General features: G+C 70.7%; 14 protein-coding genes. 5 read left to right on the top strand and 9 right to left on the bottom strand.

Translation table 11 applies throughout. The annotated features are described in order from the left end of the window. Nucleotide 1: 1 nt before the first annotated feature. Nucleotides 2–1261 (bottom strand): RNA polymerase sigma factor, encoded by a 1260-nt coding sequence (locus I1A62_RS30580; protein ID WP_124390248.1) that lies wholly within the window; start codon nucleotides 1259–1261, stop codon nucleotides 2–4. Nucleotide 1262: 1 nt separating this feature from the next. Further along, nucleotides 1263–1694 carry a YciI family protein gene (locus I1A62_RS30575; RefSeq protein WP_124390247.1) on the bottom strand — a complete coding sequence of 144 codons (432 nt, stop codon included), beginning with the start codon at nucleotides 1692–1694 and terminating at the stop codon, nucleotides 1263–1265. A 137-nt stretch (nucleotides 1695–1831) separates the two neighbouring features. Here I1A62_RS30575 and I1A62_RS30570 point away from each other — a divergent pair, with 137 nt between their 5' ends. Further along, complete coding sequence (locus I1A62_RS30570; protein WP_206007445.1) at nucleotides 1832–3655, top strand: NAD(P)/FAD-dependent oxidoreductase; 1824 nt, start codon at nucleotides 1832–1834, stop codon at nucleotides 3653–3655. Nucleotides 3656–3755: 100 nt separating this feature from the next. Here the strand turns inward: I1A62_RS30570 and I1A62_RS30565 are convergent, their stop codons facing one another. Both I1A62_RS30565 and I1A62_RS30560 read right to left on the bottom strand, forming a co-directional pair. Further along, nucleotides 3756–4190: an SRPBCC family protein gene (locus I1A62_RS30565; protein ID WP_124390245.1), complete on the bottom strand. Its 435-nt coding sequence runs from the start codon at nucleotides 4188–4190 to the stop codon at nucleotides 3756–3758. 9 nt (nucleotides 4191–4199) lie between these two features. Then, nucleotides 4200–4499, bottom strand: coding sequence for a DUF4193 domain-containing protein (locus tag I1A62_RS30560; protein WP_073359047.1), 300 nt, complete (start codon nucleotides 4497–4499; stop codon nucleotides 4200–4202). A 464-nt stretch (nucleotides 4500–4963) separates the two neighbouring features. On the opposite strand from I1A62_RS30560, the gene I1A62_RS46620 reads away from it, so the two are divergent. Next, nucleotides 4964–5146 (top strand): hypothetical protein, encoded by a 183-nt coding sequence (locus I1A62_RS46620; RefSeq protein WP_257890587.1) that lies wholly within the window; start codon nucleotides 4964–4966, stop codon nucleotides 5144–5146. A gap of 22 nt (nucleotides 5147–5168) precedes the next feature. Next, nucleotides 5169–5822, top strand: a complete 654-nt coding sequence (locus tag I1A62_RS30555) for an ABC transporter substrate-binding protein (protein ID WP_308340782.1) — start codon at nucleotides 5169–5171, stop codon at nucleotides 5820–5822. Between the two features lie 4 nt (nucleotides 5823–5826). Here the strand turns inward: I1A62_RS30555 and I1A62_RS30550 are convergent, their stop codons facing one another. The 4 genes from I1A62_RS30550 to I1A62_RS30535 all read right to left on the bottom strand — a co-directional run bounded on the left by I1A62_RS30550 (nucleotide 5827) and on the right by I1A62_RS30535 (nucleotide 12483). Continuing rightward, complete coding sequence (locus I1A62_RS30550; RefSeq protein ID WP_219456041.1) at nucleotides 5827–8211, bottom strand: glutamate--cysteine ligase; 2385 nt, start codon at nucleotides 8209–8211, stop codon at nucleotides 5827–5829. 135 nt (nucleotides 8212–8346) lie between these two features. Beyond that, complete coding sequence (gene ggt / locus I1A62_RS30545) at nucleotides 8347–10317, bottom strand: gamma-glutamyltransferase (RefSeq protein WP_124390242.1); 1971 nt, start codon at nucleotides 10315–10317, stop codon at nucleotides 8347–8349. A gap of 37 nt (nucleotides 10318–10354) precedes the next feature. After that, complete coding sequence (locus tag I1A62_RS30540) at nucleotides 10355–11920, bottom strand: FUSC family protein (protein WP_257890586.1); 1566 nt, start codon at nucleotides 11918–11920, stop codon at nucleotides 10355–10357. Nucleotides 11921–12045: 125 nt separating this feature from the next. Next, entirely contained in the window at nucleotides 12046–12483 is a 438-nt protein-coding gene (locus I1A62_RS30535; RefSeq protein ID WP_124390241.1) for a DoxX family membrane protein, read from the bottom strand. 86 nt (nucleotides 12484–12569) lie between these two features. Between I1A62_RS30535 and I1A62_RS30530 the strand changes: the two genes are divergently transcribed. Then, the gene (locus tag I1A62_RS30530; RefSeq protein ID WP_219456039.1) at nucleotides 12570–13244 is read left to right on the top strand and encodes a metalloregulator ArsR/SmtB family transcription factor; all 675 of its coding nucleotides are present in this window, start codon (nucleotides 12570–12572) and stop codon (nucleotides 13242–13244) included. 79 nt (nucleotides 13245–13323) lie between these two features. Here I1A62_RS30530 and I1A62_RS30525 read toward each other — a convergent pair whose 3' ends face one another. Further along, nucleotides 13324–14112 carry a putative protein N(5)-glutamine methyltransferase gene (locus I1A62_RS30525; RefSeq protein ID WP_219456037.1) on the bottom strand — a complete coding sequence of 263 codons (789 nt, stop codon included), beginning with the start codon at nucleotides 14110–14112 and terminating at the stop codon, nucleotides 13324–13326. Between the two features lie 348 nt (nucleotides 14113–14460). Between I1A62_RS30525 and I1A62_RS30520 the strand changes: the two genes are divergently transcribed. Then, nucleotides 14461–25038, top strand: coding sequence for a type I polyketide synthase (locus tag I1A62_RS30520; protein ID WP_219456035.1), 10578 nt, complete (start codon nucleotides 14461–14463; stop codon nucleotides 25036–25038). Nucleotides 25039–25053 lie beyond the last annotated feature (15 nt).

Raw genomic sequence — 25053 nt, 5'->3', positions numbered from 1 at the left:
CTTACGGTTCGGTGCGCGCGGACGCGGCGGCGGCCCGTGCCATGAGCAGGTTGCGTTCATGCCGCGTGGGTGCGGTGGCCGCGGCGTCCTCGAGGGTCCGGGCCGCCTCCTCGTAGCGGCCGAGGCGCTCGAGAACTTCGCCCCGCACCGCGCCGTACAGATGGAGGCGGGCCAGCCGGGGATCGTCCCGCACCGCGTCGAGGGCGGCCAACGCCGCGTCCGGACCGTCCGAATGCAGCAGCGCCACCGCGCGATTGAGCTCCACCACCGGCGACGGCGCCACCTGCGCCAACGCGTCGTACAGTGCGACGATCGCCTCCCAGTCGGTGTCCTCGAACCGAGACGCCCGGGCATGACATCCGGCGATCGCGGCCTGCAGCGAGTAGGGGCCGAGCGGGCGGCCCAGCGCGACGGCCCGCTCCAGCGCGGCGTTCCCGTGCCTCAGCAGGATGCGGTCCCACCGTGACCGGTCCTGATCCTGCAACAGGATCGGCTCACCGCCCGGGCCCAGCCGGGCGGCGAACCGCGACGCCTGCAACTCGGTCAGCGCCACCAGTCCGTGCACTTCGGGCTCGTCCGGCAACAGTCCGGCGAGGACCCGGGCGAGCCGCATCGCCTCGGCGGCCAGGTCACGTCGTATCCAGTCTTCACCCGACGTGGCCGAGTAGCCCTCGTTGAACACCAGATAGACCACCTCGAGCACCGCCGACAGTCGCGGCGGAAGTTCCTCGCGCGACGGCACCTCGAACGGCACCTTCGCCTCCGACAGCGTCCGCTTGGCCCTGCTGATCCGCTGCCCCATCGTCGCCGACGGCACCAGGAACGCCCGGGCGATCTCGTCCGTCCGGAGCCCGCCCACCAGCCGGAGTGTCAACGCCACCCGCGACTCCCGGGGAAGCACCGGATGACACGCCACGAACACCAGCGCCAGCAGGTCGTCCTCCACACCCTCGACCGCGTCCGGTGCGGGCATCGCGCTCGGCTGCTGCGCCGACGGGTCGACGGCGATCTGCGTGTACTTCGACTGCTGCGACCGCTCCCGGCGAATCCGATCGATCGCCTTGTGCTTCGCCGTCGCCGTCAGCCACGCACCCGGATTGTCCGGGACGCCGTCCCGCGGCCACTGCTCCAGCGCCAGCACGAACGCGTCCTGCGCGATCTCCTCGGCAGTGCCGACATCACGGACGAGACGGGTGAGGGACGCGATGAGCCGCGGCGACTCCATCCGCCACACCGCCTCGACCGTGCGCCGCGCGTCCATGTCAGCGGTCGGGGTGCTGCTCGCGGATCCGCGCCGCGAGCGCTTCTTCCCGCTCCCGCAATTCCGGCGTGAACTCGTCCCCGAAGTCGTCCGACTCGAAGATCGGCCGCACCTCGATCAGCTGACGCATTCCGGTGCCGGGGTCGGCGGGGCACTTCTTCACCCACTCGATCGCCTCCTCGAGGGACCGCACCTCCCAGATCCAGAAGCCCGCGACGATCTCCTTCGACTCCGTGAACGGGCCGTCGACCACCGACGTCGTCCCGCCCTCGAACACCACCCGCGCCCCGGCGCTGGTCGGCTTCAGACCCTGCCCGTCGAGCATGATCCCGGCGTTCACCAGGTCCTCGTTGTACGCGCTCATCGCGGCGAGCATCGCCTCCGTCGGGGCGATCTTGTCTTCGTCGGCTCCGGCACCCTCGATCATCACCATGACATCAGCCGTGAGTACTTGTTAACCGCCGGCGGTTAACAAGTACTCACGGGGGCGATTGCAACACGATGCAACGCTTGCCGCTCAGCTCCGACCAGCGTGTGCTGTATGTCACATACCGAGCGAAGGAGAGGTACATGACACAGACGGTCCAGCCGACTGAGGCGCAGACGACCCTGACCCCCCAGGAGCGCGTCGACCTGTGGTTGGCGAGCTTCGAGTCCGCTCTCGCCGCTCGCGACGTCGATCGTGCCGCGGGCATGTTCGCCGTCGACAGCTTCTGGCGGGACCTGGTGGCGTTCACCTGGAACCTCAAGACGGTGGAGGGACGCGACGCCGTCGCCGCGATGCTGCACGCACGCCTCGACGACACCGACCCGACGAACTTCCGCACCACCGAGACACCGGACGAGGCCGACGGCGTCACGTCTGCGTGGATCGAATTCGAGACCGCGACGGGCCGCGGCAAGGGGCACCTGCGCCTGAAGGACGACGAGGCGTGGACGTTCCTCACCACCATGCAGGAATTGAAGGGCCACGAGGAACGCCGCGGACGGAACCGCGTCAAGGGCGCCGTCCACGGTTCCGGTGGCGACACCCAGAGCTGGGCGGAGAAGCGGGAGATCGAGGAGCGGGAACTCGGCTACACCCGGCAGCCGTACGTTCTCGTGATCGGCGGCGGCCAGGGCGGCATCGCGCTCGGCGCGCGGCTGCGCCAACTCGGGGTCCCGGCCATCGTCGTCGACAAGAACGAACGCCCCGGCGACCAGTGGCGCAACCGGTACAAGTCGCTGTGCCTGCACGACCCGGTCTGGTACGACCACCTGCCGTACATGCCGTTCCCGGACAACTGGCCGGTGTTCGCGCCGAAGGACAAGATCGGCGACTGGCTCGAGATGTACACGAAGGTGATGGAGATTCCGTACTGGGCGTCCACCACCTGCACGTCCGCGACGTTCGACGAAGAGACGAAGGAGTGGACCGTCGTCCTCGACCGCGATGGCGAAGAGGTAGTGCTGCACCCGAAGCAGTTGGTGCTCGCCACCGGCATGTCGGGCAAACCGAACGTTCCGACGTTCCCTGGCCAGGACGTCTTCCGCGGCGAGCAGCACCATTCGAGCCGGCACCCCGGCCCGGACGCCTACGTCGGGAAGCGCGTCGTCGTCGTCGGAGCCAACAACTCGGCGCACGACATCTGCAAGGCGCTCTTCGAGACCGGCGCCGACGTGACGATGCTGCAGCGGTCGTCCACGCACATCGTGAAGTCGGATTCGCTGATGGACCTCGGCCTCGGCGACCTCTACTCGGAGCGCGCGCTCGCGGCGGGCATGACGACGGAGAAGGCCGACCTCACGTTCGCGTCGCTGCCGTACAAGATCATGCACGAGTTCCAGATCCCGGTGTATCAGAAGATCGCCGAACGGGACAAAGACTTCTACGCGCGACTCGAAAAGGCCGGTTTCAAGCTCGATTTCGGTGACGACGGGTCCGGTCTGTTCATGAAGTACCTGCGCCGCGGATCCGGCTACTACATCGACGTCGGCGCGTCCGAACTCGTCGCGGACGGCAGCATCCACCTCGTGTCCGGGCAGGTCGACCACCTCAGCGAGGATGCCGTGGTCCTCACCGACGGCACCGAATTGCCCGCCGACCTCGTCGTCTACGCCACCGGCTACGGGTCGATGAACGGCTGGGCCGCCGACCTCATGGGCCAGGACGTGGCCGACAAGGTCGGAAAGTGCTGGGGTCTCGGCTCCGACACCACCAAGGACCCCGGGCCGTGGGAGGGCGAACAGCGCAACATGTGGAAGCCCACCCAGCAGGAAGCGCTGTGGTTCCACGGCGGCAACCTGCACCAGTCGCGGCACTACTCGCTGTACCTCGCCCTGCAACTCAAGGCACGGCACGAGGAGATCCCGACACCCGTCTACGGGCTGCAGGAGGTGCATCACCTCAGCTGATCGGTCCCGACATACCGCGGGCGCCTCGCATCGTGCGGGGCGCCCGCAACGGTGTGCGTCCAAGAATTATGCACGGCCAAACGCGTTGTGCGGCGGATCGTTACCTCGCCTCGAGGACTCCGGTCATCTGTTTGACGGTCTTGGCCGCGAGCACCTCGAACGCGAGGCGGGCGGCGGGGTCGGCGAAGCGCGCGAGACCGGTGAATTCGAGGTGCGCGCGGTAGGTGATCGACGTCGAGGCGTCGTCCACCTTCTCGAACGACAGGTCGTCCGACGTGATCGCGGCTCCGTTGCGACCCGCGAAGACGACGTGATCGGGGTCGTCGCGGGTCATGCGGTAGGTGAGTTCGGTGGTGCGCCCGAAGAACGACGACACGTTGTGCCATTCGGTGCCCACCGCCACCGGACCGGGCGTGGTCTGCTCGCACTTCTCGGTCCCGGGATCCCAGGCCGTGGTGTTCGCGAAGTCACGCAGGTATGCGACGACTTCCCCGAGCGGTGAGGCGACGGTGAACGTTCTGCTGACGTCGGCCACGCGGGCCTCCTATGCGCAGTCGCGGCAGATCAGCTGCCCGCCCTCTTCGGACGCGAGACGCGAACGATGATGGACCAGGAAGCAACTGCTGCAGGTGAATTCGTCTGCCCTCTTCGGAATGACGCGGACGGTGAGTTCCTCACCGGACAGGTCGGCGCCGGGCAGTTCGAAGGACTCCGCCGTGTCGGTCTCCTCGACGTCGACGACGGACGACTGCGAGTCGTTCCTCCGTGTCTTCAGTTCTTCGAGCGAGTCCGCGGCGAGTTCGTCGTCGACGGTAACCCGTGGTGCGTCGTAGTCGGTTGCCATGACTTCCTCCCTTTGGCTCATGTTCCCCGTGTGGTGAAATTCCACACTTGCGGGGCACGGTTGCTAGACAACGCACCGATCCCGCATTTTGTTCCCGGGCGGCCACAGCTAGCTCTGTGATTGCGGGATGCCCGTTCCGGGTACCACTCAATCAGCCGATCGGAAGGTGGTCTGTCGATGACGAGTGCGCGCGACGAGCACGGCAATCCCGTGCCCGACCCGGAGCCGGTGCCGCCGTCACCGGGCCCTCCTCCCGTGCCGCCGACGCCGACACCGCCGCATCCGTTTCCGCCGGAGCCGGGTCCGGAACCCGCACCGCCCGAGCCGGGACCGCAGCCGGGTCCGCCGGGGCCGACGCCGCCCCCGGGGCCGCCGATTCCCGAGCCGACTCCCCCGTTTCCGCCACAAATGCACAGCCGCTGACAAATCCCTGTAGGTTAGCCTTACCTACAGGGAGGTAGTGGATGCGAACGCTCAACCGTCGCAGGTTCCTGACCGTGAGCGCCGGGATCGGTATGGCCGCCGTCGCCGCAGCGTGCTCGTCCGGCACCGAAGCCGGCGCCGAAGGCGACACCCGGACGGTGACGCACAAGAAGGGAACGACCGAAGTCCCGGGCGACCCTCAACCGCGGACAGTTCACCGGTGAGGCGAACTTCGCGTACGAGGAGATCGCGAAACTCGGCCCCGACCTGATCCTCGCGCTGTACATCGACGTCGACGACGACGCGTATCAGCGACTCTCGGCCATCGCGCCCACCGTGACGACGTCGCCGGACTACCCCGATTTCGGCATGCCGTGGCAGGACGCCGTCCGCATGGTCGGCACCACCCTCGGCGAGGACCGGAAGGCGGATGAACTCGTCGCCGACGTCGACGACCTGGTGGCGCAGCAGCGCGCCGCCCACCCCGAATTCGAGGGCAAGACGGTCGCGGTGGCAGAACTGGGCGACGCCGGGTCATTCTACGTTCGCTCCCCGAACGATCCGCGCTCACGCCTGATGACGTCGCTGGGGTTCGTCGTCCCGGAGCAGATCACGCAGCTCGCGGGCGACCAGGACGCGTTCACCATCAGTAAGGAACAGCTGAACATCCTCGACGTCGACGTCCTCGTCTGGAACGTGGGCAGCAGTCCCGGCGCCGAAGCGCAGATCACCGCGGACCCCGTCTATCAGTCGCTGCCGGTGGCGAAGGCCGGACGGGCCGCGTTCGTCGACGACCCCACCGTCTCCGGCGCTCTCACCTGGGGCACCGTCCTCAGCCTCCCCTACGCCGTCGGCGCCCTCGTGCCGAAACTGGCGGAGGCCGCCGCCGAACCGGCCTGACGGCTCAGTCCGACTCGTCTTCGAGGCGGGTGAGCGCGACCAGCGTCCGGACCCCGTGCACCATCGCGCGTTCGTCCAGGTTGAACCCCGGTTGATGCAGCTCCTGGGGTGTGCCGATGCCGTCCCACACGCCGAGCCTGGCCATCGCGCCCGGGACCTTCTCGAGGTACCAGGCGAAGTCCTCGCCGCCGCTGGACTGGTGGGCCTCGCCCAGGTGGTCGAAGCCGACGACCGATTCGATCGCCTCCCGCAGGTCGGCGGTGCAGTCGGGATCGTTGACGACGGGCGGGACACCCTGCCGGTAGGAGAGCTCGTACCGCACGTTGTACGGGGCGAGCAGGTGGCAGATCGCGTCCGTGACCAGCGGTTCGAGCGAGGCCCACGTCTCGCGGGACGCGCTGCGCAGGGTGCCCACCAGTTCACCCGACTCGGGCACGGAGTTCGCGACCTGCCCGGCGGCCACCTTGCCCCAGGTGAGGACGGTCGCGGTGCGGGCGTCGATGCGGCGGTCGAGCACGGACGCGAGTCCCGTCACCAGGACGGCGGCGGCGTGGATCAGATCGCCGGTCAGGTGCGGTCGCGCGGTGTGCCCGCCCGACGACCACAACCGCACCGTGACGGCGTCGTTGGACGACGTGATCGGCCCGGTCCGGGTGGCGAGCTTGCCGACTTCGAGGTGCGGGTCGCAGTGCAGGGCGAAGATCTTCGACACCCCGTCGAGTGCGCCTGCGGCGATCGTGTCGACGGAGCCGCCGGGTGTCGTCTCCTCCGCGGGCTGGAAGATGAGCCGCACCCGGGTCGGCGGCGGGTACTTCACGAGGACCGACGCCGCCCCCATCAGCATCGTGGTGTGCGCGTCGTGACCGCACGCGTGCGACACCCCGGGGACCGTCGACTCGAACGGGAGTCCGGTCGTCTCGGCGACCGGCAGTGCGTCGAGGTCGGCGCGCAGTGCGACGCAGTCGCCGGTCTCCGGGCCGAGATCGCACCACAGGCCGGTGCCGCCGGGCAGCACGACGGGTTCGAGTCCGAGAGCCATGAGGTGGTTGCGCACGATTCCGGTGGTCCGGCGTTCCTCGAACGACAACTCCGGATGCGCGTGCAGATCCCGGCGCCACTCGATCAGCTTCTTCTCGTCGAGCTCCGTCGACTCCGTCCATGTCATGTCGGCGGTGTCGCCGCGATCCCACAGCCTGGCGCTCCAGTACCGCCGGGTCCGGCGACCACCGATCGAGGTCGGGCCCGTCTGCGGCGGCGCGGGAGGGGCCTCCACCTCGGGGAGGTGCTCGGTGCGGCCCGCCGTCTCCGCGAGTAGCAGGTCGACGACGTCGGTGAGCCGGCCTCGGCGAGCGAGCGCGTGCCGCTGCCGCGCCGCGGAACTCCCGTGGGCGGACGCCTCGGCGGATAACTCCAGCACGGTGTCCCAGTCGCCGGTCTGCTCGAGCTGCGGTCGCAGCGAATTCACGAAGTCGCCGACGAGGTCCGCCGCGGGACGCGCCTGCGGAAACCGCACGTCGACGAGATCCCCCTCCAACCCCGACCGCGCCGCCCGCCACAACGCCGCCCGCGTCAGGGTCGGAACCACCTCGACGCCCTTCGTCCCGGCGCGCAGACCCTCCACCTCGCGTTCGACGAGCGCCCGGAACAGGGCCGCGACGAGCACGACCGTGTCCAGCCGTGGGCAGCTGTCGCACACCCGCAACTCCAGGGTCGGAAGCTTCACCGACGGCCGGACGTCGAAATACGCCATACCGGGGTCGCTGATCACCCCGCTCGCGACCAGGTCGTCGATCAGTGCGCCGTATTCGGCGGCCGAGGAGACGGGCGCGGCCGGACCGGTGCTCGGCCAGCGCAACCACAGAAGCGTCCGTGCGCTGGCATAACCGGTGTCCGCACCGTCGGACCGGAACGGTGAACTCGCGCTGAGCGCCAGCAGGACGGGCATGTGCGGGGCGACGCGGTGCGCGACCTGCACGGCCTCGTCACGGTCGGGGAGGTCGACGTGAACCTGGGTGCCGCAGATCAGCTGCTCGCGGGCGAGCATCTGGTAGTCGGCGAGCATGCGCCGGTAGCGCTGCGTCCCCGTTACGTGCATCTCGGCGGGCAGCGCCAGCGGCATCGAACCGGCGGCCGCCACCCCGATCCCGAGTCCCTCGGCCGCGTCGATCAGCACCGTCCGGTGCCGCTCCAGATCGCTGCGCAGGCCGTCGAGGTCGGCGTACACACCACTGTTGACCTCGACGACACACTGCTGGAGTTCGTCGACGTACACGTCGTCGGGAAGTCGTGCCAGCAATTCCGGCGCACGGGTGGTCAGGCGCCGGGTCTTGCGATCGATGAGATGGAATTCCTCCTCGACCCCCACTTTCCGTGGGTCGCTGACGAGCACGATGGGCCTCTATTTCCCTGTGGCACCCTCGGAATGGTCGAAGAACGCCCAGGCGCCGTCCGGGGGATCGTTCACATCGTTGTTCGCCATGGTCGATGGGTTCCCCGCCCGTCGGGGTCTGAACCATCGGATCGATTATCCCGTCCCGTCACCCATCACCGCGCCCTCGCGCCGCGGGTCCGCACCGCCGACCCACCCCGAGTCCTGACGCTGCAGCGCACTGAGCCCACTGGACTGCGGCGCGACCGACACCTGATGACCCATCGCCCGCAACTGCACGATCAAGGGGTCCGCAGCACCGTCGTCGACCGCGTCGATGTTCGGATGCTCTCCGCCGACGCCGGTGACCGGGGTGTTGGCCGCCCCGAAGTCGACCGCCGACACGGCCTGTTGCGGGTTCAGGCCCCAATCCAGCATTCCCACGAGCGTTTTCACGACGAATTGGATGATCACCGAACCGCCCGGCGACCCGGTCGCGAACTGGACGTCGCCGCGTGAGCCGTCGCTGCCGCGGTCGAAGACGAGCGTCGGCGCCATCGAACTCCGCGGCCGCTTACCTGGTTCGACGCGGTTGGCGAGGGGCGCCCCGTCGGGGCCGACCGGCTGAGCCGAGAAGTCGGTGAGCTGATTGTTGAGCACGAAGCCGTCCGTCATGTGGAACGAGCCGAACGCCGATTCCACCGTCGTCGTCATCGATGCGACGTTGCCGTACTTGTCGGCGATCGAGATGTGACTGGTGCCGTGTTCCTTGTCCTGCGGTTGCACACCGAGCGGAACGGGCCCGAAGTTGCCGGGTTGCGCGGTGCCCATGCTCTTGCCCGGGTCGATGAGGCCGGCCCGCTGCTTCAGGTAGTCCTCGTTCAGCAGTGTGTCGAGGGAATTGCCGGGCAGCGGAACGAAATCGGAGTCCGCGACGTACTTGTCCCGGTCGGCGTACGCCAGTCGCTCGGCCTCGGAAATGAGGTGCACGGCCTCCGCCGTCGGCTTTCCGCCGTTGTCGTCGAGGTTCGTCGGCCCGTACTGCGACAGGTCGAAGTTCTCCAGGATGCCGAGCGTCGCCGCGACCGCGGTGCCGCCGGAGGACGGGTTCGGCATGCCGCAGATCTCGTGGTCCCGGTACGGCGTGCACACCGGTGTCCGCTTCTTCGCCTGGTAGTTGGCGAGATCGTCGAGGGTCATCTGGCCGGGGGTGCGGCCGCCCGACGCGGTCGCCGTCGCGTCGACGATGCCCTGGGCGATGGCCCCGGTGTAGAAGGCGTCGGCGCCGCCCGCGGCGATCGCGCCGAGCGTCTTCGCCATGGCCGGGTTCGTCAGCTTCGTCCCGGCCGGTTTCGGGCTGCCGTCGGGGTTCAGGAAATACGCCTTCGACGGCTCGTCGACGGCCAGGTCGGGCGCGGACTCGGCGATCTGCCCGGCCATCCGCGGGCTGATCTCGAGCCCCTGGTCTGCGAGGGAGATGGCCGGGTCGAACAGTTCCCGCCACGCGTCCCGCCCGTGGTCGCGGTGCGCCATCTCGAGCATCCGCAGGACACCGGGGACGCCGATGGACCGTCCGCTCGCGCGGGCGTCGGGCTTTGGTTCGGTGCGGTCGGTGTCGCTGATCCAGCGGAGGTAGTTCTCCGTCGCGGCCATCGGCGCGACCTCCCGCCCGTCGTACGCCTCGACACTGTTCTGCCCGGCGTCGTAATAGAGCAGGAACGCGCCGCCGCCGATTCCGGAGGACTGCGGTTCGACGAGACCGAGAACGGTCTGGGCAACGATCAGCGCGTCGGCGGCCGTCCCGCCGTCCCGCAGCACCTCGCACGCGGCCTGCGTCGACACCGGATTGGCGGTGGAGACCGCATACGACGCCGTGGTCACGGGTGTCATCCCGGATCGGTACACGGTGGCGATCTCGGGGTTGGTCGCGAGGTTCTGGGTGGTCGGCGCCGGGCCGGGAGGCGGCGGCGCCTTGGAAACCGGGGTGCCGTTCGGAACGTCCGCGCACGTGGCCGCCGGATCGCTCTGCGGTTCCTCGTCCGACGAGCACGCGGCCAGCACCCCGACGCAGAGAGCCGCGGCCAACGAGGCCCGAAATACTGTTCCGATTCCCGTCACAGGACCCATCAACGAACCCTAACAGCGGGAATCCCGCGACAACCGGCTAAAGGCGAGGTCCGAAGTGCCGGGTGAGGATTCGGTAGCCGAGTTCGTGAAGGTGGTGGTGCTCGGGCCAGCGGTCGCGGGTCCACGCCGGATCGGTGTGGGCGGCGGTGATCGCGGCGGTCGTGGAGGCGTGCAGATCGAACTCGAGGTCCCGGCGGAGTTCGGCGACGGCACCCGGTTCCCGGGCGTCGCCGAGCCGCCCGATCGTCGCGGCCACCTGGCCGTCCGCGTCGCTCAGGATCCGCCGGTACGAACCGGGGAGCACGATCCACAGCACCACCAGCGCCACCGCGACGCCGAGCACGGTCTCGACGAGCCGGTCGCGGGACACCGTCATCAGGTCCACGTGCGTGCCGCGGCTGCCGAGCACCAGGGCGAGCGGCGTGATGAACACCATCGCCAGCCCGTAATTGCGGACGAGGAACGCCTCGATCCCCGCCATCAGACCCGCCACCACGAGCACCAGCACCGCCGCAGGCAGGTCGAACGACGACAGCACGGCGAGCACGACCAGTCCGAGCACCGTTCCGAAGAACCGGTGCATCCCGCGGTACGTCCCCAGCACCCGGTCCGGTCCCTGGTGCAGGATCATCGCCGCGGTGATCACCGCCCAGTCGGGCCTGCCGACGCCGAACCCCAGCGCCAGGAGACCGGCCGCGGGGCACGCGACCAGCAGTCGCGCGACGATCGTCCACGACCGGCCGCGGAGATGCGACGCCCGGCGGAGCCGGTAGCGGATCGACGGCCGCGGCAGCGGGACCTGCGGCCGCAGGTCGTCGTCGTCCGACGCGTGGTCCGCGTCGACACCGTCCACCGTCGCCGCGCACCGCAGGTGCGCCGCACGCAACGTGCGGGTCAGCGGGTGGTCACGGCCGACGAGGGCGGCGTCGTGGAGGCATTGCCAGGCGGCGTGCAGCGACCGCACCGCGTCCCGGCGAGAACCGGGCGACGACGGGTCGGAGAGTGCGGTGTCGACTGCGGCGACCGCGGTCGCGACCGCGGCACGCTCGGGGGTGCGGGGACGAACGATCCGCCCCGACATCGACACGAGCAACGCCGACACCGCCCCGGCCGCCGCCCAGGCCATCACCTCCGCCACGGAGACACCGAGCGCGGGCAGCGCTGACGAGATCTCCACGGTGAGCAGCGGAAGGAAGGCGCCCGGAGCGCCGAGTCGCAGTCCGTCGACGACGAAGGCGCAGACGGCGACGACCACGGTCATCGCGAGGACGAGCGCCATCCCCCACAGCGCGGACCCGCCCGCCGCGGTCGCGTCGTGCACGAGCCCGCCGACCGCCGCGCCCACCCCGGCCAGGAGCACCATCACGGCGGCGGCGATCGACACCACCCGCCACCGCACCCGGTACGCCCGGCCCTCGCCGTAGACGACGGCGAACGCACCCAAGGTGGCGGTCGCCGCGACAGCCGAATGTCCGAGGGCGACCCCCGCCAGCGCGGGCAGACCCACGGCGACGCCGGCACGGACCACGCCCGGCCAGCGTCGGCCCAGCTTGGGCACGCCCAGAAGCAACAATCGTGCCGGGGCCGGCGCAGGGATCGGCACACCGTGATCCCGCGATCCGGTTCCCTGATCCTGCGCACCTACCGACACGACCACTCACCCTACGAGCGGTCGCGTCACTCGAAACAGTCGATGAGGTGCATCTCACGTGCGGTGTGCGGCTCCGATCAGCTGTGTGGGCGGTGGAGCGGGCGCCCGTACTCGGCGGCGAGCAGGCCGAGGGCGGCGGCGCCGGCGAGCAACCCGAAGTCGCGCAGCGCGACGTCGTAGTAGCCGGACAGCGTGAGCAGGTTGACGATGATCCCGGCCAACCAGGCGACGACGACCCAGGCGCCGATCCGCGGTGCCACGGCGACGAGGATTCCGGCGATCACTTCGATCACGCCGACGACGTACATGCCCTGCTGAGCGGTTCCCGGCAGGATGTCGTCGATCCACGGCGCCAGATACTGGGGCCAGTCGGTGAGCCAGTTCGTGAACTTGTCGAGCCCGAACAGGATCGGTGCCACCGTGAAGACCGTGCGCAGCACGAGGAAGGCCTGGTAGCCCGGGTCGGACAGGGTGTGCGAACCGTGGCTGACCTGGTGGGGTGTGTTGGTAGCCATGATGACTCCTTCTAAAAACTATGTTCTTTGACTATAGAATTCGGCGCGCAATTTAGTCAACGATTCTGGGTTTTACAATGGGGTTCATGGATGCCACACCACGCTCGGACGTGTCGGCCGTCTCCGCCCTCGGCGAACCGGTTCGCAGGCAGGTGTACGACCACGTGCGCACGCAGCCGTCCCCGGTCAGCCGCGACGACGTCGCCGAGGCGCTGGGACTCGCCCGCTCGACGTCCGCGTTCCATCTCGAGAAGCTGGCCGACGAGGGACTGCTGGCGGTCGAGTTCGCGCGCCGCGGCGGGCGCTCGGGACCGGGCGCGGGACGACCCGCCAAGCTCTACCGGCGGTCCGACCGCGAGTTCTCGGTGCACCTCCCCGAACGTGCGTACGCGCTCGCCGGCGAGCTGTTCGCGCGGGCGATCGAAGACGCCGACGCGACCGGTGCCTCACCGCGCGACGCCCTGTCCGCGCGGGCCCGCGACTTCGGTCGCGGCCTCGGCGCCGACGTCGGCTGCTCGGACGACGACCTGGTCGCGGCGCTCGCGGCGTGCGGTTACGAACCGCGCAGCAGCGACGGGACCATCGTGCTGGTCAACTGCCCGTTCCACGCGCTCGCCCGGCAGCACACCGACATGGTGTGCGGGATGAACCTCGCACTGTTGTCGGGACTGCTCGACGGCGCGGGTTGCGGCAACCGCCTCGCGACACTGGCCCCGGCCGAGGGGTACTGCTGCGTCCGGATCGACCCCCCACGTGAGTGACAAAGTGTCCCCCGGGACGCTTTGCCACTCACCTGGGGGGTCGCCCACGTGGGATTGGTCGCTCACCGGGGAGAGTCGCTCAGCCCGGGTTCGTGCCGACGACGACCGTGGCGCCCACGTCTTCGGACGTCTCGATCCGGGTGGTGAGCCCGGCCTCCGCGAACGCTTCGGCGGTGAGCGGGGCCTGACTCGCGCTGGTCTCGATCAGCAGGTGACCGCCCGGCGCGAGCCAGTCGCGAGCCCCGGCGGTGACGCGCCGCTGGATGTCGAGGCCGTCGGCGCCGCCGTCGAGTGAGACCCGCGGTTCGTGGAACCGGGCCTCCGGCGGCATCAACCTGATCGCATCGGTCGGCACGTAGGGGGCGTTGGCCACCAGCACGTCGATGCGTCCCCTCAGCGCGGTCGGCAACGGTGCGTACAGGTCGCCCTCGAACACCCGGGCCGGTTCGGCGAGGTTGCGCCGCGCGCACCGGACCGCGGCGAGGTCGATGTCGACCGCGTACAACTCGATGCCGTCGAGTGTGTCGGCGAGCGCGGCGCCCACGGCCCCCGAACCGCAGCACAGGTCGACGACGACCGCGTGCGGGCACGCGAGGGCGGCGGCCTGCTCGACGAGGAACGCGGTGCGACGCCGCGGCACGAATACCCGCGGATCGACCTCGATCCGGAGCCCGCAGAATTCGGCCCAGCCGAGGACGTGCTCGAGGGGGACGCCGGCGACGCGGCGGTCCAGCATCGAGGCGAGTTCGTCCGACGTCCGGGCGGCGGAGACGATCAGGCGCGCCTCGTCCTCGGCGAACACACAACCGGCGGCGCGCAGCCTCGTGACGAGGACGAATTCGAGGGACGGGGAGAGGGACACTGGCATGGGAGAGCCTTTCGGAATGCCGATGGGCGCTCTCCCGGTCACCTTATGTCGGTACGACCGCGCGGTCGCGAAGTGAGAGCACCCGACCTGAACGAACGGACACGGTTCTCACCTCCTCGATACGGATCCTGCTCGGAGTCGCAACACTACCGACAGCGGTGGTCGCCGGGAAGCCGAACAGCCGGAATCGGCATACACCGGAGCGCCGGTGGGTATCCCCTTGGCGTGCCGAGCTGACCAGGTAGATCGGTCGTCGGTGCGAAGCTCAGACCGCTCCATCCGCGTCGTGACGGCGGATACAATCGAGGTTTCCGCGCTACGTACGGCGGATCTCGGATAGGACCTCGTATGGCCGATCAGGCGAAGCTCCTCGACTATCTGAAACGAGTCACCGCGGACCTTTATCAGGCGCGGGAGAAGCTCCGTGAGGTCGAGGGCGTGAGCCGCGAACCGATCGCCGTCATCGGCATGGGTTGCCGGTTCCCCGGCGGTGTGCGGTCGCCGCGGGACCTGTGGCGGCTGGTCGAGTCGGGTTCGGACACCGTCGCCGGGTTCCCCGAGGACCGCGGCTGGGGCCTGGCGGACCTCTACGACCCGAAGGCCGAGCAGGCCGGTAAGACGTACACGGTGCAGGGCAGTTTCCTCGACGACCCCGCCGGGTTCGACCCCGAGGTCTTCGGCATCTCGCCGCGCGAGGCGCTGGCGATGGACCCGCAGCAGCGGCTTCTCCTGGAGACGAGCTGGGAGACGTTCGAGCACGCCGGTATCGACCCGCGGTCGGTGCACGGCAGGCAGGTCGGCGTCTTCACCGGGCTGTCCGGCATCGATTACGCGGCGCGGGCGGGCGGCATGCCGCCTGAGGATCTGGAGGGGTATTTCATCACCGGCAACGCGATGAGCGTCGCGTCCGGCCGGGTGGCGTACAGCTTCGGCCTCAACGGACCCGCGATCACGGTGGACACCGCGTGCTCGTCGTCGTTGGTGTCCATCCACCTCGCCATGCAGGCGCTGCGCAGCGGCGAATGCGAACTGGCGCTGGCGGGCGGAGCGACGGTCATGGCGACTCCCGCGGTGTTCGTGGAGTTCAGCCGTCAGCGCGGACTGGCCCGCGACGGGCGGTGCAAGGCGTTCTCCGCCGCGGCGGACGGCACGGCGTGGGGTGAGGGCGCGGGGATGGTCGCGTTGGAACGGCTGTCCGACGCGGAACGCAAGGGTCGCCGGATCCTGGCCGTCATCCGGGGCAGCGCGGTGAACCAGGACGGCGCCAGCAACGGGCTGACCGCGCCGAACCGGCAGGCGCAGGAGCGGGTGATCGCGCAGGCGCTGGCGAATGCGGGACTCGGACCCGGCGACGTCGACGTGGTCGAGGCGCACGGCACGGGCACGAAACTGGGCGACCCGATCGAGGCGTCCGCCCTCCTGGCCGGCTACGGCCGCGACCGCCCCGCCGACCGGCCGCTGTGGCTCGGCTCGGTGAAGTCGAATCTCGGGCACACCCAGGCGGCCGCGGGCGTCGCCGGGGTGATCAAGATGATCATGGCGATGCGGAACGGCGTCCTGCCGAAGACCCTGCACGTCGACCGGCCGACCCCGCACGTCGACTGGTCGGCCGGTGCGGTGTCGCTGCTCACCGAGAACCGGGAGTGGCCGGAATCCGACCGTCCGCGCCGGGCCGCGGTCTCGTCGTTCGGCATCAGCGGCACCAACGCCCACGTCGTGCTGGAAGAGGCGCCGCCCATCGAACCGTCGGACGCCGAACCGCCCCGCCCGTCAGACGAAGTCGTCGCCTGGTTCGTGTCGGGACACACCGAACCCGCACTCCGCGCGCAGGCCGAGCGGCTCCGTGAATACGTCAGCGGCCACCCCGACCTGACGCCCGCCGCGGTGGCCGGCGCCCTGCTGGGTTCCCGCGCCGCGTTCGACCACCGCGCCGCCGTGATCGGCGCACAGCCCCACGCCCTGCTGAACGGTCTCGACGCGCTCAGCCGCGGCGCGCCCGGCGCCGACGTGGTCACCGGTGTGGCGCTGGAGGCCGGCGACCGGCCAGTGTTCGTCTTCCCCGGCCAGGGTTCGCAGTGGGTGGGCATGGCCACCGAACTGCTGGACACGTCACCGGTGTTCGCCGACACCGTGCGGGAGTGCGCCGAAGCGCTGGCCCCGTACACGAATTTCTCGCTGCTGGACGTGCTGCGCTACCGCGATCCCGCCGCGCTCGACCGCGTCGACGTGGTGCAACCGGCGCTGTTCGCGATGATGGTCGGGCTCACCGGGCTGTGGCGTTCCCACGGCGTCGAACCCGCGGCGGTCGTCGGGCATTCCCAGGGCGAGATCGCGGCCGCGTATGTCTCGGGGGCGCTGAGCCTGTCCGACGCGGCGCTCGTCGTGGCGGCCCGCAGCCGGGTGATCGGCGCGTCGGCCAAGCGGGGCGGCGGGATGGCGTCGGTGACGCTGCCCGCGGACCTCGTGCGGGAGAGGATCCAGCCGTGGGCCGGGGCCGTCGAGGTCGCGGCGATCAACGGTCCGTCCGCGACGGTGATCTCCGGCCCCGTCGACGCCCTCGACCTGCTGATCGGGCAGTTGCAGGGCGACGGCGTCCAGGCCAGGCGGATCGCGGTGGAATACGCGTCGCACTGCGCGGACGTGTCGGTGCTGCGGGAGCCGATTCTCGACGTCCTCGCGTCGATCAGCCCCCGCCGGTCGCGGATTCCGTTCTACTCGTCGGTGACCGGTGGCGTGCTGGACGGCACCGCGCTGGACGCCGACTACTGGTACCGCAATCTGCGCCGGACCGTCCGGTTCGAGCAGGCGACGAGATCGCTGGCCGCGGACGGGTACCGGTTATTCGTCGAGTCGTGCAGCCACCCCGTCCTCACGGTGGCGTTGCAGGAAACCCTCGACGCGGCGGGTGTCGCCGGCCGCGCCGTCGGCACCATCCGCCGCGACCGCGCGGGGCTGCGGCAGTTCACCACCGCACTCGCCGAGGCGCAGGTCCACGGACTGCACGTCGAGTGGGACCGGGTGAGCTGGGCCCGGCACGACGACCGGCAGCAGTGGGTGGACCTCCCCACGTACGCCTTCCAGCATCGCCGCTACTGGCTGGAGAGCCCGGTTCCGCAGGGCGACTTCGCGTCCACGGGCATGGAGTCGGGCGGGCACCCGATGCTCGCCGCATCGGTCGAACTCGGCGACGGCCGGGGCGCGGTGTTCACGGGTCTCCTGTCGCCGCAACGCCTTCCCTGGCTGAGCGACCATGGCGTCGACGGCACGGTCATCCTGCCGGGCACGGCTTTCGTGGAACTCGCCCTGCACGCCGGGAACCGCGTCGGGTGCGGCCGGCTCGAGGAACTCGCCATCGAGGCGCCCCTGGTGATTCCCGCCGAGGGCGAGGTGGCGTTGCAGGTGAGCGTGCTCGCCGACGGCGAGGCGGGCCGCTCCACGGTGTCGGTGCACTCCCGGCCCGCGGATGCCGCGCCGGACACGCCGTGGACCCGGCACGCCACCGGCACGCTCACGGTGGCCGTGGACACCGCCGACTCCCTCGAGCAGCAGTGGCCGCCCGCGGAGGCCACGCCGATCGACGTGCGCGGCCTGTACGACGTGCTCGACGACGCCGGCTACGAATACGGCCCGGCGTTCCGCGGTCTGAAGGCGGCGTGGCGCCGCGGCGACGACCTGTACGGCGAGGTGCGGCTGAGCGGGGAGGACCCCGCCGCCGCGGTCGCGGGGTACGGGATCCATCCGGCGGTGCTCGACGCGGCGCTGCACCTGATTGCGCTCGGGGCCGCGGACACCGGCATCCGGTTGCCGTTCGCCTGGGACAGGGTGCAACTGCACGCTGTGGGCGCCACCGCCCTGCGCGTGCACGTCGGAACGACCGGGCCCGAGCGGTACCGCGTCTCCGCGTACGACGCGGCGGGCAGACCCGTGTTGACCGCCGACTCGCTGGCACTGCGGCCGCTCGGCGACGCGGGTGTGCCCGCCGCCCGGGTCCGCGACAGCCTGTACCGGGTGGAGTGGATGCCGGTGGGTGCGTCCAGTACTTCTCCGGCGGACCTGCTGCCGCTCGACGAGGCGCTGGCCGGCGGTGACCCGGACCGTCGCGTGCTGTGGCTCGACCGCGCACCGGGCGACGAGGCGGACGTGCCGGCCCGGTCGCACGCCGCGGCGGAAGCGACGCTGCGGGCGGTCCGGTCCTGGCTCGGCGACGACCGCCTGGCCGAGACCCGGCTGCTGGTGACGACGCGGCTCGCGGTGGCGGTCCGGGACGACGACCCGGTCGACGACGTGTCCGCGGCACCCGCGTGGGGGCTGATCGGCGCGGTGCAGAACGAGCACCCGGACCGCATCACCCTCGTCGACCTGGACGCGGCGGCTGGTGAACGGTCCGATCCCGCGCTGCTGTCCATGGCGCTGGCCTGCAACGAACCTCAGCTGGCGGTCCGGGACGGGGTGCTGCTGGCGCCGATGCTCGCCGCGGTGACGCCCGCGACGGCCGCGCCCGACGAGGGCCCCGCGACGTTCGGCCCGGACGGCACCGTCCTGATCACCGGCGGCACCGGCACCATCGGCAGGCTGATCGCGCGGCATCTCGTCGCGCAGCACGGGGTGCGGCGGCTGGTGCTGACCGGCCGGCGCGTACTCGACGCCGAGGCGGCGGACGAACTGCGGGCCGAGTTCGCCGAGTCGGGAACGGAAGTCGACGCTGTCTCGTGCGACGTGGCCGACCGCGACGCGGTGGCCGCGCTGCTCGCCGGCATTCCCGACCTGTCCGGCGTGATCCACGCCGCCGGCGTGCTCGAGGACGCCACCGCCGCCACCCTGAGCGCGGAGCAGTTGCACGCGGTTCTCCGACCGAAGGTGGACGGCGCCTGGAATCTGCACGACCTCACGCGGGACCGCGACCTGTCGGCGTTCGTGCTGTTCTCCTCGGCGGCGGGCGTGCTCGGCGGCGCGGGACAGGCGAACTATGCGGCGGCGAACGTCTTCCTCGACGCGCTCGCCCAGCACCGCCGTGCCCGCGGGCTGCCCGCGACGTCCATGGCGTGGGGACTGTGGGACCGGCCCAGCGGGATGACGTCCCATCTGAACGCGGCCGACCTGGACCGGTTGCAGCGCAACGGCATCGACACCATCAGCCCGGAGGCGGGGCTGGCGCTGTTCGACGCCGCGCTCGCCGTGAACCGGCCGTTGATCGTGCCGGTCCGGCTGTCGACGCGCGCCTCCCGGTCCGAGGGCGAGTCGCTGCCGCCGATCCTGCGCCGGGTGCTCGGGGTCCGTCGTCGCCGCGCCGCCGCCGCCGATTCCCCGACCGGCCTCGCCGAGGAGTTGCGGGCGCTGGACCCTGGGGAGCGGCACAGCCGGGTGCTCGACATCGTCACCACCCACGTGGCGGCCGTGCTGGGTCACGAAGGCAAGGAGGCGATCGACCCGGAACGTGCCTTCAAGCAACTCGGTTTCGACTCGCTGACCGCGGTGCAACTGCGCAATCAGCTGACGACCGCCACCGGTGTGCGTCTGGCCGCGACGGTGGTGTTCGACCATCCGACCGCGGACGCGCTCACCCAGGAACTGGTGTCCCGCCTGCTCGGGGACGAGGCGGCTCCGCAGGCGGCAGGTCCGGCGCGGGCCCGGCGGGACGACGACCCGATCGTGATCGTCGGGATGGCGTGCCGCTACCCGGGCAAGGTGTACAGCCCGGAGGACCTGTGGCGGCTCGTCCGCGACGGCCACAACGCGGTGGGCGAATATCCGCACAACCGGGGCTGGAATCTCGACGAGGTGTACGACCCCGACCCGAACCGGCCCGGCACCACGTACATGAAGGAGGGTGGGTTCCTCTACGACGCAGACGAATTCGACGCCGCGTTCTTCGGCATCAGCCCGCGCGAGGCGATCGCGATGGACCCGCAGCACCGGCTGCTCCTCGAAAGCGCGTGGGAAGCGTTGGAACAGGCCGGGATCCAGCCGACCGCGCCCGGCCTCACCGACACCGGTGTGTTCGTCGGGCTGATGGGCGGCGACTACGGCTTCCACCTGATGACGCAGCGCAACGTCGACGCCGAGGGCTATCTGATGACCGGGACCAGCAACAGCGTGGCGTCCGGCCGGATCTCCTACACGCTCGGCTTCACCGGCCCCGCGGTCACGGTGGATACGGCGTGCTCGTCGTCGCTGGTGGCGATGCATCTCGCGGCGCGCGCACTGCGCGACGGTGAATGCACGCTTGCGCTGGCCGGCGGGGCGACGGTGATGGCCACACCCGGTGTGCTGGTCGAGTTCAGCCGCCAGCGCGGGCTCGCCTCGGACGGACGCTGCAAGCCGTTCTCCGACCGGGCCGACGGCACCGGACTCAGCGAAGGCGCGGGAATGGTGGTGCTGGAACGGCTCAGCGACGCCCGGCGCAACGGGCACCGGGTGCTGGCGATCGTCCGCGGATCCGCGGTCAACCAGGACGGGGCGTCGAACGGTTTGACCGCCCCGAACGGGCCGTCCCAGGAACGCGTCATCCGCCAGGCTCTGGCCGACGCCGCGCTCGGCCCCACCGACATCGACGCCGTGGAGGCGCACGGCACCGGCACGACGCTCGGCGACCCGATCGAGGCGCAGGCGCTGCTCGCCGCGTACGGGCAGGGCCGGGAGGGCAGGCCGCTCTGGCTCGGTTCCGTCAAGTCGAACATCGGCCATTCCCAGGCGGCGGCGGGCGTCGCCGGCGTGATCAAGATGGTGATGGCGATGCGGCACGGGGTGCTGCCCCCGAGCCTGCACGGCGACGTCCCCACCCGGCACGTCGACTGGACCGCGGGCGAGGTGTCGCTGCTCGGCGAATCGGTTGCGTGGCCGGAAACCGGGCGGCCCCGGCGGGCGGCCGTGTCGTCCTTCGGGATCAGCGGCACCAATTCGCACATGATCCTCGAACAGCCACCCGAGGACGTGGTGCCGGAGGCCTCGCCGCCGTCGGCGTCGCCACTGGTGTGGGTGCTCTCCGGGAAGACCGGCGACGCACTGCGCGCGCAGGCCACCCGGTTGGCGGAATTCCTCGACACGAGCGAGACCGAACTCCCGGACCCGGCCGACCTCGCCTACTCGCTGGCCACCACCCGATCCGGTTTCACGCACCGCGCCGCGGTGATCGGGCAAACGCTGGACGACCTGCGCGACGGCCTCGCCCGCATCGTCACGGAGCGTCCCGGCGGCAACGTCGTCACCGGGACGAGCGCCCGCGGCAAGACGGCGTTCATGTTCACCGGCCAGGGCGCTCAGCGCATCGGGATGGGCCGCGGCCTCTACGACGCCTACCCCGTGTTCGCGACGGCACTGGACGAGGTCTGCTCCGCCCTCGACGAGCATGTGGAAACCCCGGTGCGGCAGGTGATCTGGGACGAGAACGGCGGCGCGAAGCTCGACAGCACCGAATACACCCAGCCGGCCCTGTTCGCGATCGAGGTCGCGCTGTACCGGCTGCTGCGGGAGTGGGGCATCACCCCCGACTACCTGATCGGCCATTCGATCGGCGAGATCACCGCGGCCCACGTCGCGGGCGTGTTCAGCCTGCCCGATGCGGCCGCCCTGGTCGGTGACCGGGGACGGTTGATGCAGTCCACCAAACCGGGTCGGATGATCGCCGTCCGGGCACGCGAGGAGGACATCCTGCCGCGGATCGACGGCCGCGTCGACCTCGCGGCCGTCAACGGCGCCGAATCCGTCGTCCTCGCGGGCAGCGAACGGGACGTGCACGCCGTCGCCGCCGAACTGTCCGCCGCCGGACTGAAGACCACGAGCCTGCGGGTCGAGCGGGCCTTCCACTCGACCCTGATGGATCCGATCCTCGACCAGTTCACCGCCGTCCTGTCGAAACTGACGGCGCAGCAACCGAAGATCCCGGTCGTCTCCAACGTCACCGGACGCGTCGCCACCGCCGACGAACTCGTGTCGCCGGACTACTGGACCCGGCACATCCGGCACACGGTGCGGTTCCACGACGGCGTGCGCGCCCTCGACGAACTCGGCGTCACCCGCCTCGTCGAGGTCGGTCCCGGCGCAACACTGACGGCACTCGCCGCCGAGGTCGTCCCGAATACGATCGCCACGCTGCCCGGGCGCGAGAACGAGGCGCACGGAATCATCGAGGCGGTCGCCGCCGCCTACGTGCAGGGCGCAACCGTCGACTGGGATCAGGTGCTACCCGGCCGCCGCCGGGTTGCCCTGCCCACGTACGCATTCCAGCGCCGTTCCTACTGGCCGACGGCGGCCGTCCGGAACACGGGCGACCCGACCGAACTGGGGCTGACCCCGTCCGATCATCCGCTACTCGGTGCCGCGGTGAGTCTCGACGACGACGCGACCCTGTTCACGGGACAGCTGTCGCTGCACCGGGACCCCTGGCTCGTGTCACCGTCGGTCGACGACGGCGACTCCCCGTCGGCGAGCGACGCTCAGACGGTGCTGCCCGCGGTGCCAGTCGAACTCGCGTTGCACGCGGCCCACCACGTCGGCCTCGACCACATCGACGAACTGACTCTGCACAATCCGCTCGTCCTCTCGACGTCCGGGCTGGCCTCGATCCGCGTCCTCGTGTCGCCGCCGGACACCACCGGGGCACGCACCGTCACCGTGTCGTCGAAGTCGGGCGACACCGACAGCCCGGACAGCTGGGTTCGGAACGCGTCGGCGAAGATCGACGACGTCGTCGGCTCGTCCGCCGCAGTGCCGCAACAGGATCCGGGCGACACCGAAACCGAGGTGCGGCTCGGGGACGGCGTCGACACGAGCGGGTTCGGCATCCACCCGGTGCTGCTGCAGGCCGCGATCGAACCCCTCCTCGGATGGGACGGCTGGCCGCAGACCTGGTCGGGGATCCGGCTGCACACCGTCGGTGCGGACGCCGTGACCGCCCGGTTCACCCCCGGCGACGACGGACGGCATCGCATCACCGCCGTCGACCCCGCCGGTGAGCCGGTGCTGACCGTCGAGGCGCTGCGCGTGGTGCAGAGGACAGTCGACGGGGGCCGTCCGGCGCCGCTGCGACTGCACCGGACCGCCTGGATCCGGGTGGAGGCCGCGCCGTCCGGGCCTCGCGGACCGGTGGTCGTCCTCGGCGCCGACGGGTTCGGCGATCCTGGCATCGGTTCGACGTTCCCGGGGTGTCCCGACCTGGAGTCGTTGCGGACCGCGATGGAATCCGGGCCGGACGAAGAAGACCGGCGTCCGTGGACGGTGCTGGTCGGGTGCGCGACCGACGGCGACCACGGTCCGGACGCGACCCACGAACTGTGCGCGCGGGTGCTGCGACTGCTGCAGGACTGGCAGGACGACGAGACGTTCGCCGACAACCCGCTCGTGATCGTGACGCGCAACGCCATGGTCACCGACGACGGGCAGGACCACGACGCTCCTCCCGACCTCGCGGCCGCGGCGGTGTGGGGTCTGGTGGGCTCCGCGCAGAACGAGAACCCGGACCGGTTCGTGCTGATCGACCTCGACGACGCGTCGGACGCCGAGGCCGCGATCACGTCGGCACTGGCGAGCGGGGAACCGCAGGTGGCAGCCCGGAACGGCACGCTGTGCGCACCGCGGTTGCGGCGGATGCCCGCCGTCGACGAACCGACGACGTTCGATCCCGCCGGCACCGTCCTCGTCACCGGCGGCACCGGGACGGTCGGGTCCCTGGTCGCCCACCACCTGGTGACCGAGCACGGGGCCCGGCACCTGTTGCTGACCAGCAGGCGCGGACCCGGCGCCGAGGGCAGCGACCGGTTGCGCCGCGAACTGAGCGATCTGGGCGCCGAGGTGAGCATCGTCGCCTGTGACACCGCGGACGAGTCGGCGGTCGCCGGGTTGCTGGCGGGGATACCGTCCGAGCATCCCCTGACAGCGGTGGTCCATGCGGCAGGAGTGATCGACGACGGCACCCTGGCGTCGCTGACACCCGAGCGACTCGACACGGTCCTGCGGCCGAAGGTCGACGCGGCCTGGAACCTGCACCGGCTGACCGCGGACAGCGACGTGCGGGCGTTCGTCGTGTTCTCCTCGCTCGCCGGCGTCCTCGGCGCCCCCGGGCAGGCGAACTACGCGGCCGCGAACATGTTCCTCGACGCCCTCGCCCACCACCGCCACGCCCTCGGGCTGCCCGGACTCTCCATCGCGTGGGGCATGTGGGCGACACCGAGCGCCATGACCGACAACCTCGGTGCCATCGACCTCGCCCGCGCCCGTCTCAGCGGGATGGTGCCGATGCCCGCAGCCGACGGTCTGGCGCTGTTCGACAGCGCGCTGGCCGCCGGTGCCCCCACCGTCGCGGCCGCGCGGTTCGACCACTCCGGTTCGGCCGCACCGTACGTTCCCCCACCGCTGCGGGGCCTGATCCGGGAGTCGCGCCCGCACGCCGCGGGATCGGACTCCGTCGTGACCGGGCCGAACGGGTCGGGGCCGTCGGACTGGTCGCAGCGACTCGCCGACCTGTCGATCCCCGAACAGCGGCACCTGATGCTCGACCTGGTGCGGGGCGGGGCCGCCACCGTGCTCGGCTACGACGCGTCGGACTCCGTGGACCCCGACCAGGCGTTCAAGGAACTCGGCTTCGATTCACTCGCGGCCGTCGCGCTCCGCAACCATCTCGGCGCCGCCACAGGGCTGCGGTTGCCGCCGACCATGGTGTTCGACCACCCCAGCCCGCGGGCCGTCGCCGAGTTCCTGCGCTCGGAACTCGTTCCGGATCCGATGTCGGTGGCGCTCGCCGACGTCGACCGGCTTCGCGCCACCATCGCCGAACTCGGCGACGACGCCGAGGCGCGGTCGGCCATCGCGCAACGCCTCGGAAGCCTCCTGGCCGAGGTCGGAACGTCCGACGACGCGCATGCCGCCGCGGTCGACAAGATTCATGCCGCGACGAGTGAGGAAATCCTGGACCTGATCGATCGCGGTCTCTGACCGGGAACAGCGTGG

It is taken from the genome of Rhodococcus sp. USK10, assembly GCF_019378875.1.
Classification (GTDB): Bacteria; Actinomycetota; Actinomycetes; order Mycobacteriales; family Mycobacteriaceae; genus Rhodococcus_F; species Rhodococcus_F pseudokoreensis.
This window is presented reverse-complemented; position numbering and strand designations above follow the sequence as displayed.

Excerpts from the sequence above, each read along its gene's own strand:
- I1A62_RS30580 (WP_124390248.1), bottom strand. The coding sequence starts at position 1,261 with ATGGACGCGCGGCGCACGGTCGAGGCGGTGTGGCGGATGGAGTCGCCG.
- I1A62_RS30575 (WP_124390247.1), bottom strand. The coding sequence starts at position 1,694 with ATGGTGATGATCGAGGGTGCCGGAGCCGACGAAGACAAGATCGCCCCG.
- I1A62_RS30570 (WP_206007445.1), top strand. The coding sequence starts at position 1,832 with ATGACACAGACGGTCCAGCCGACTGAGGCGCAGACGACCCTGACCCCC.
- I1A62_RS30560 (WP_073359047.1), bottom strand. The coding sequence starts at position 4,499 with ATGGCAACCGACTACGACGCACCACGGGTTACCGTCGACGACGAACTC.
- I1A62_RS46620 (WP_257890587.1), top strand. The coding sequence starts at position 4,964 with ATGCGAACGCTCAACCGTCGCAGGTTCCTGACCGTGAGCGCCGGGATC.
- ggt (WP_124390242.1), bottom strand. The coding sequence starts at position 10,317 with ATGGGTCCTGTGACGGGAATCGGAACAGTATTTCGGGCCTCGTTGGCC.
- I1A62_RS30535 (WP_124390241.1), bottom strand. The coding sequence starts at position 12,483 with ATGGCTACCAACACACCCCACCAGGTCAGCCACGGTTCGCACACCCTG.
- I1A62_RS30530 (WP_219456039.1), top strand. The coding sequence starts at position 12,570 with ATGGATGCCACACCACGCTCGGACGTGTCGGCCGTCTCCGCCCTCGGC.
- I1A62_RS30525 (WP_219456037.1), bottom strand. The coding sequence starts at position 14,112 with ATGCCAGTGTCCCTCTCCCCGTCCCTCGAATTCGTCCTCGTCACGAGG.
- I1A62_RS30520 (WP_219456035.1), top strand. The coding sequence starts at position 14,461 with ATGGCCGATCAGGCGAAGCTCCTCGACTATCTGAAACGAGTCACCGCG.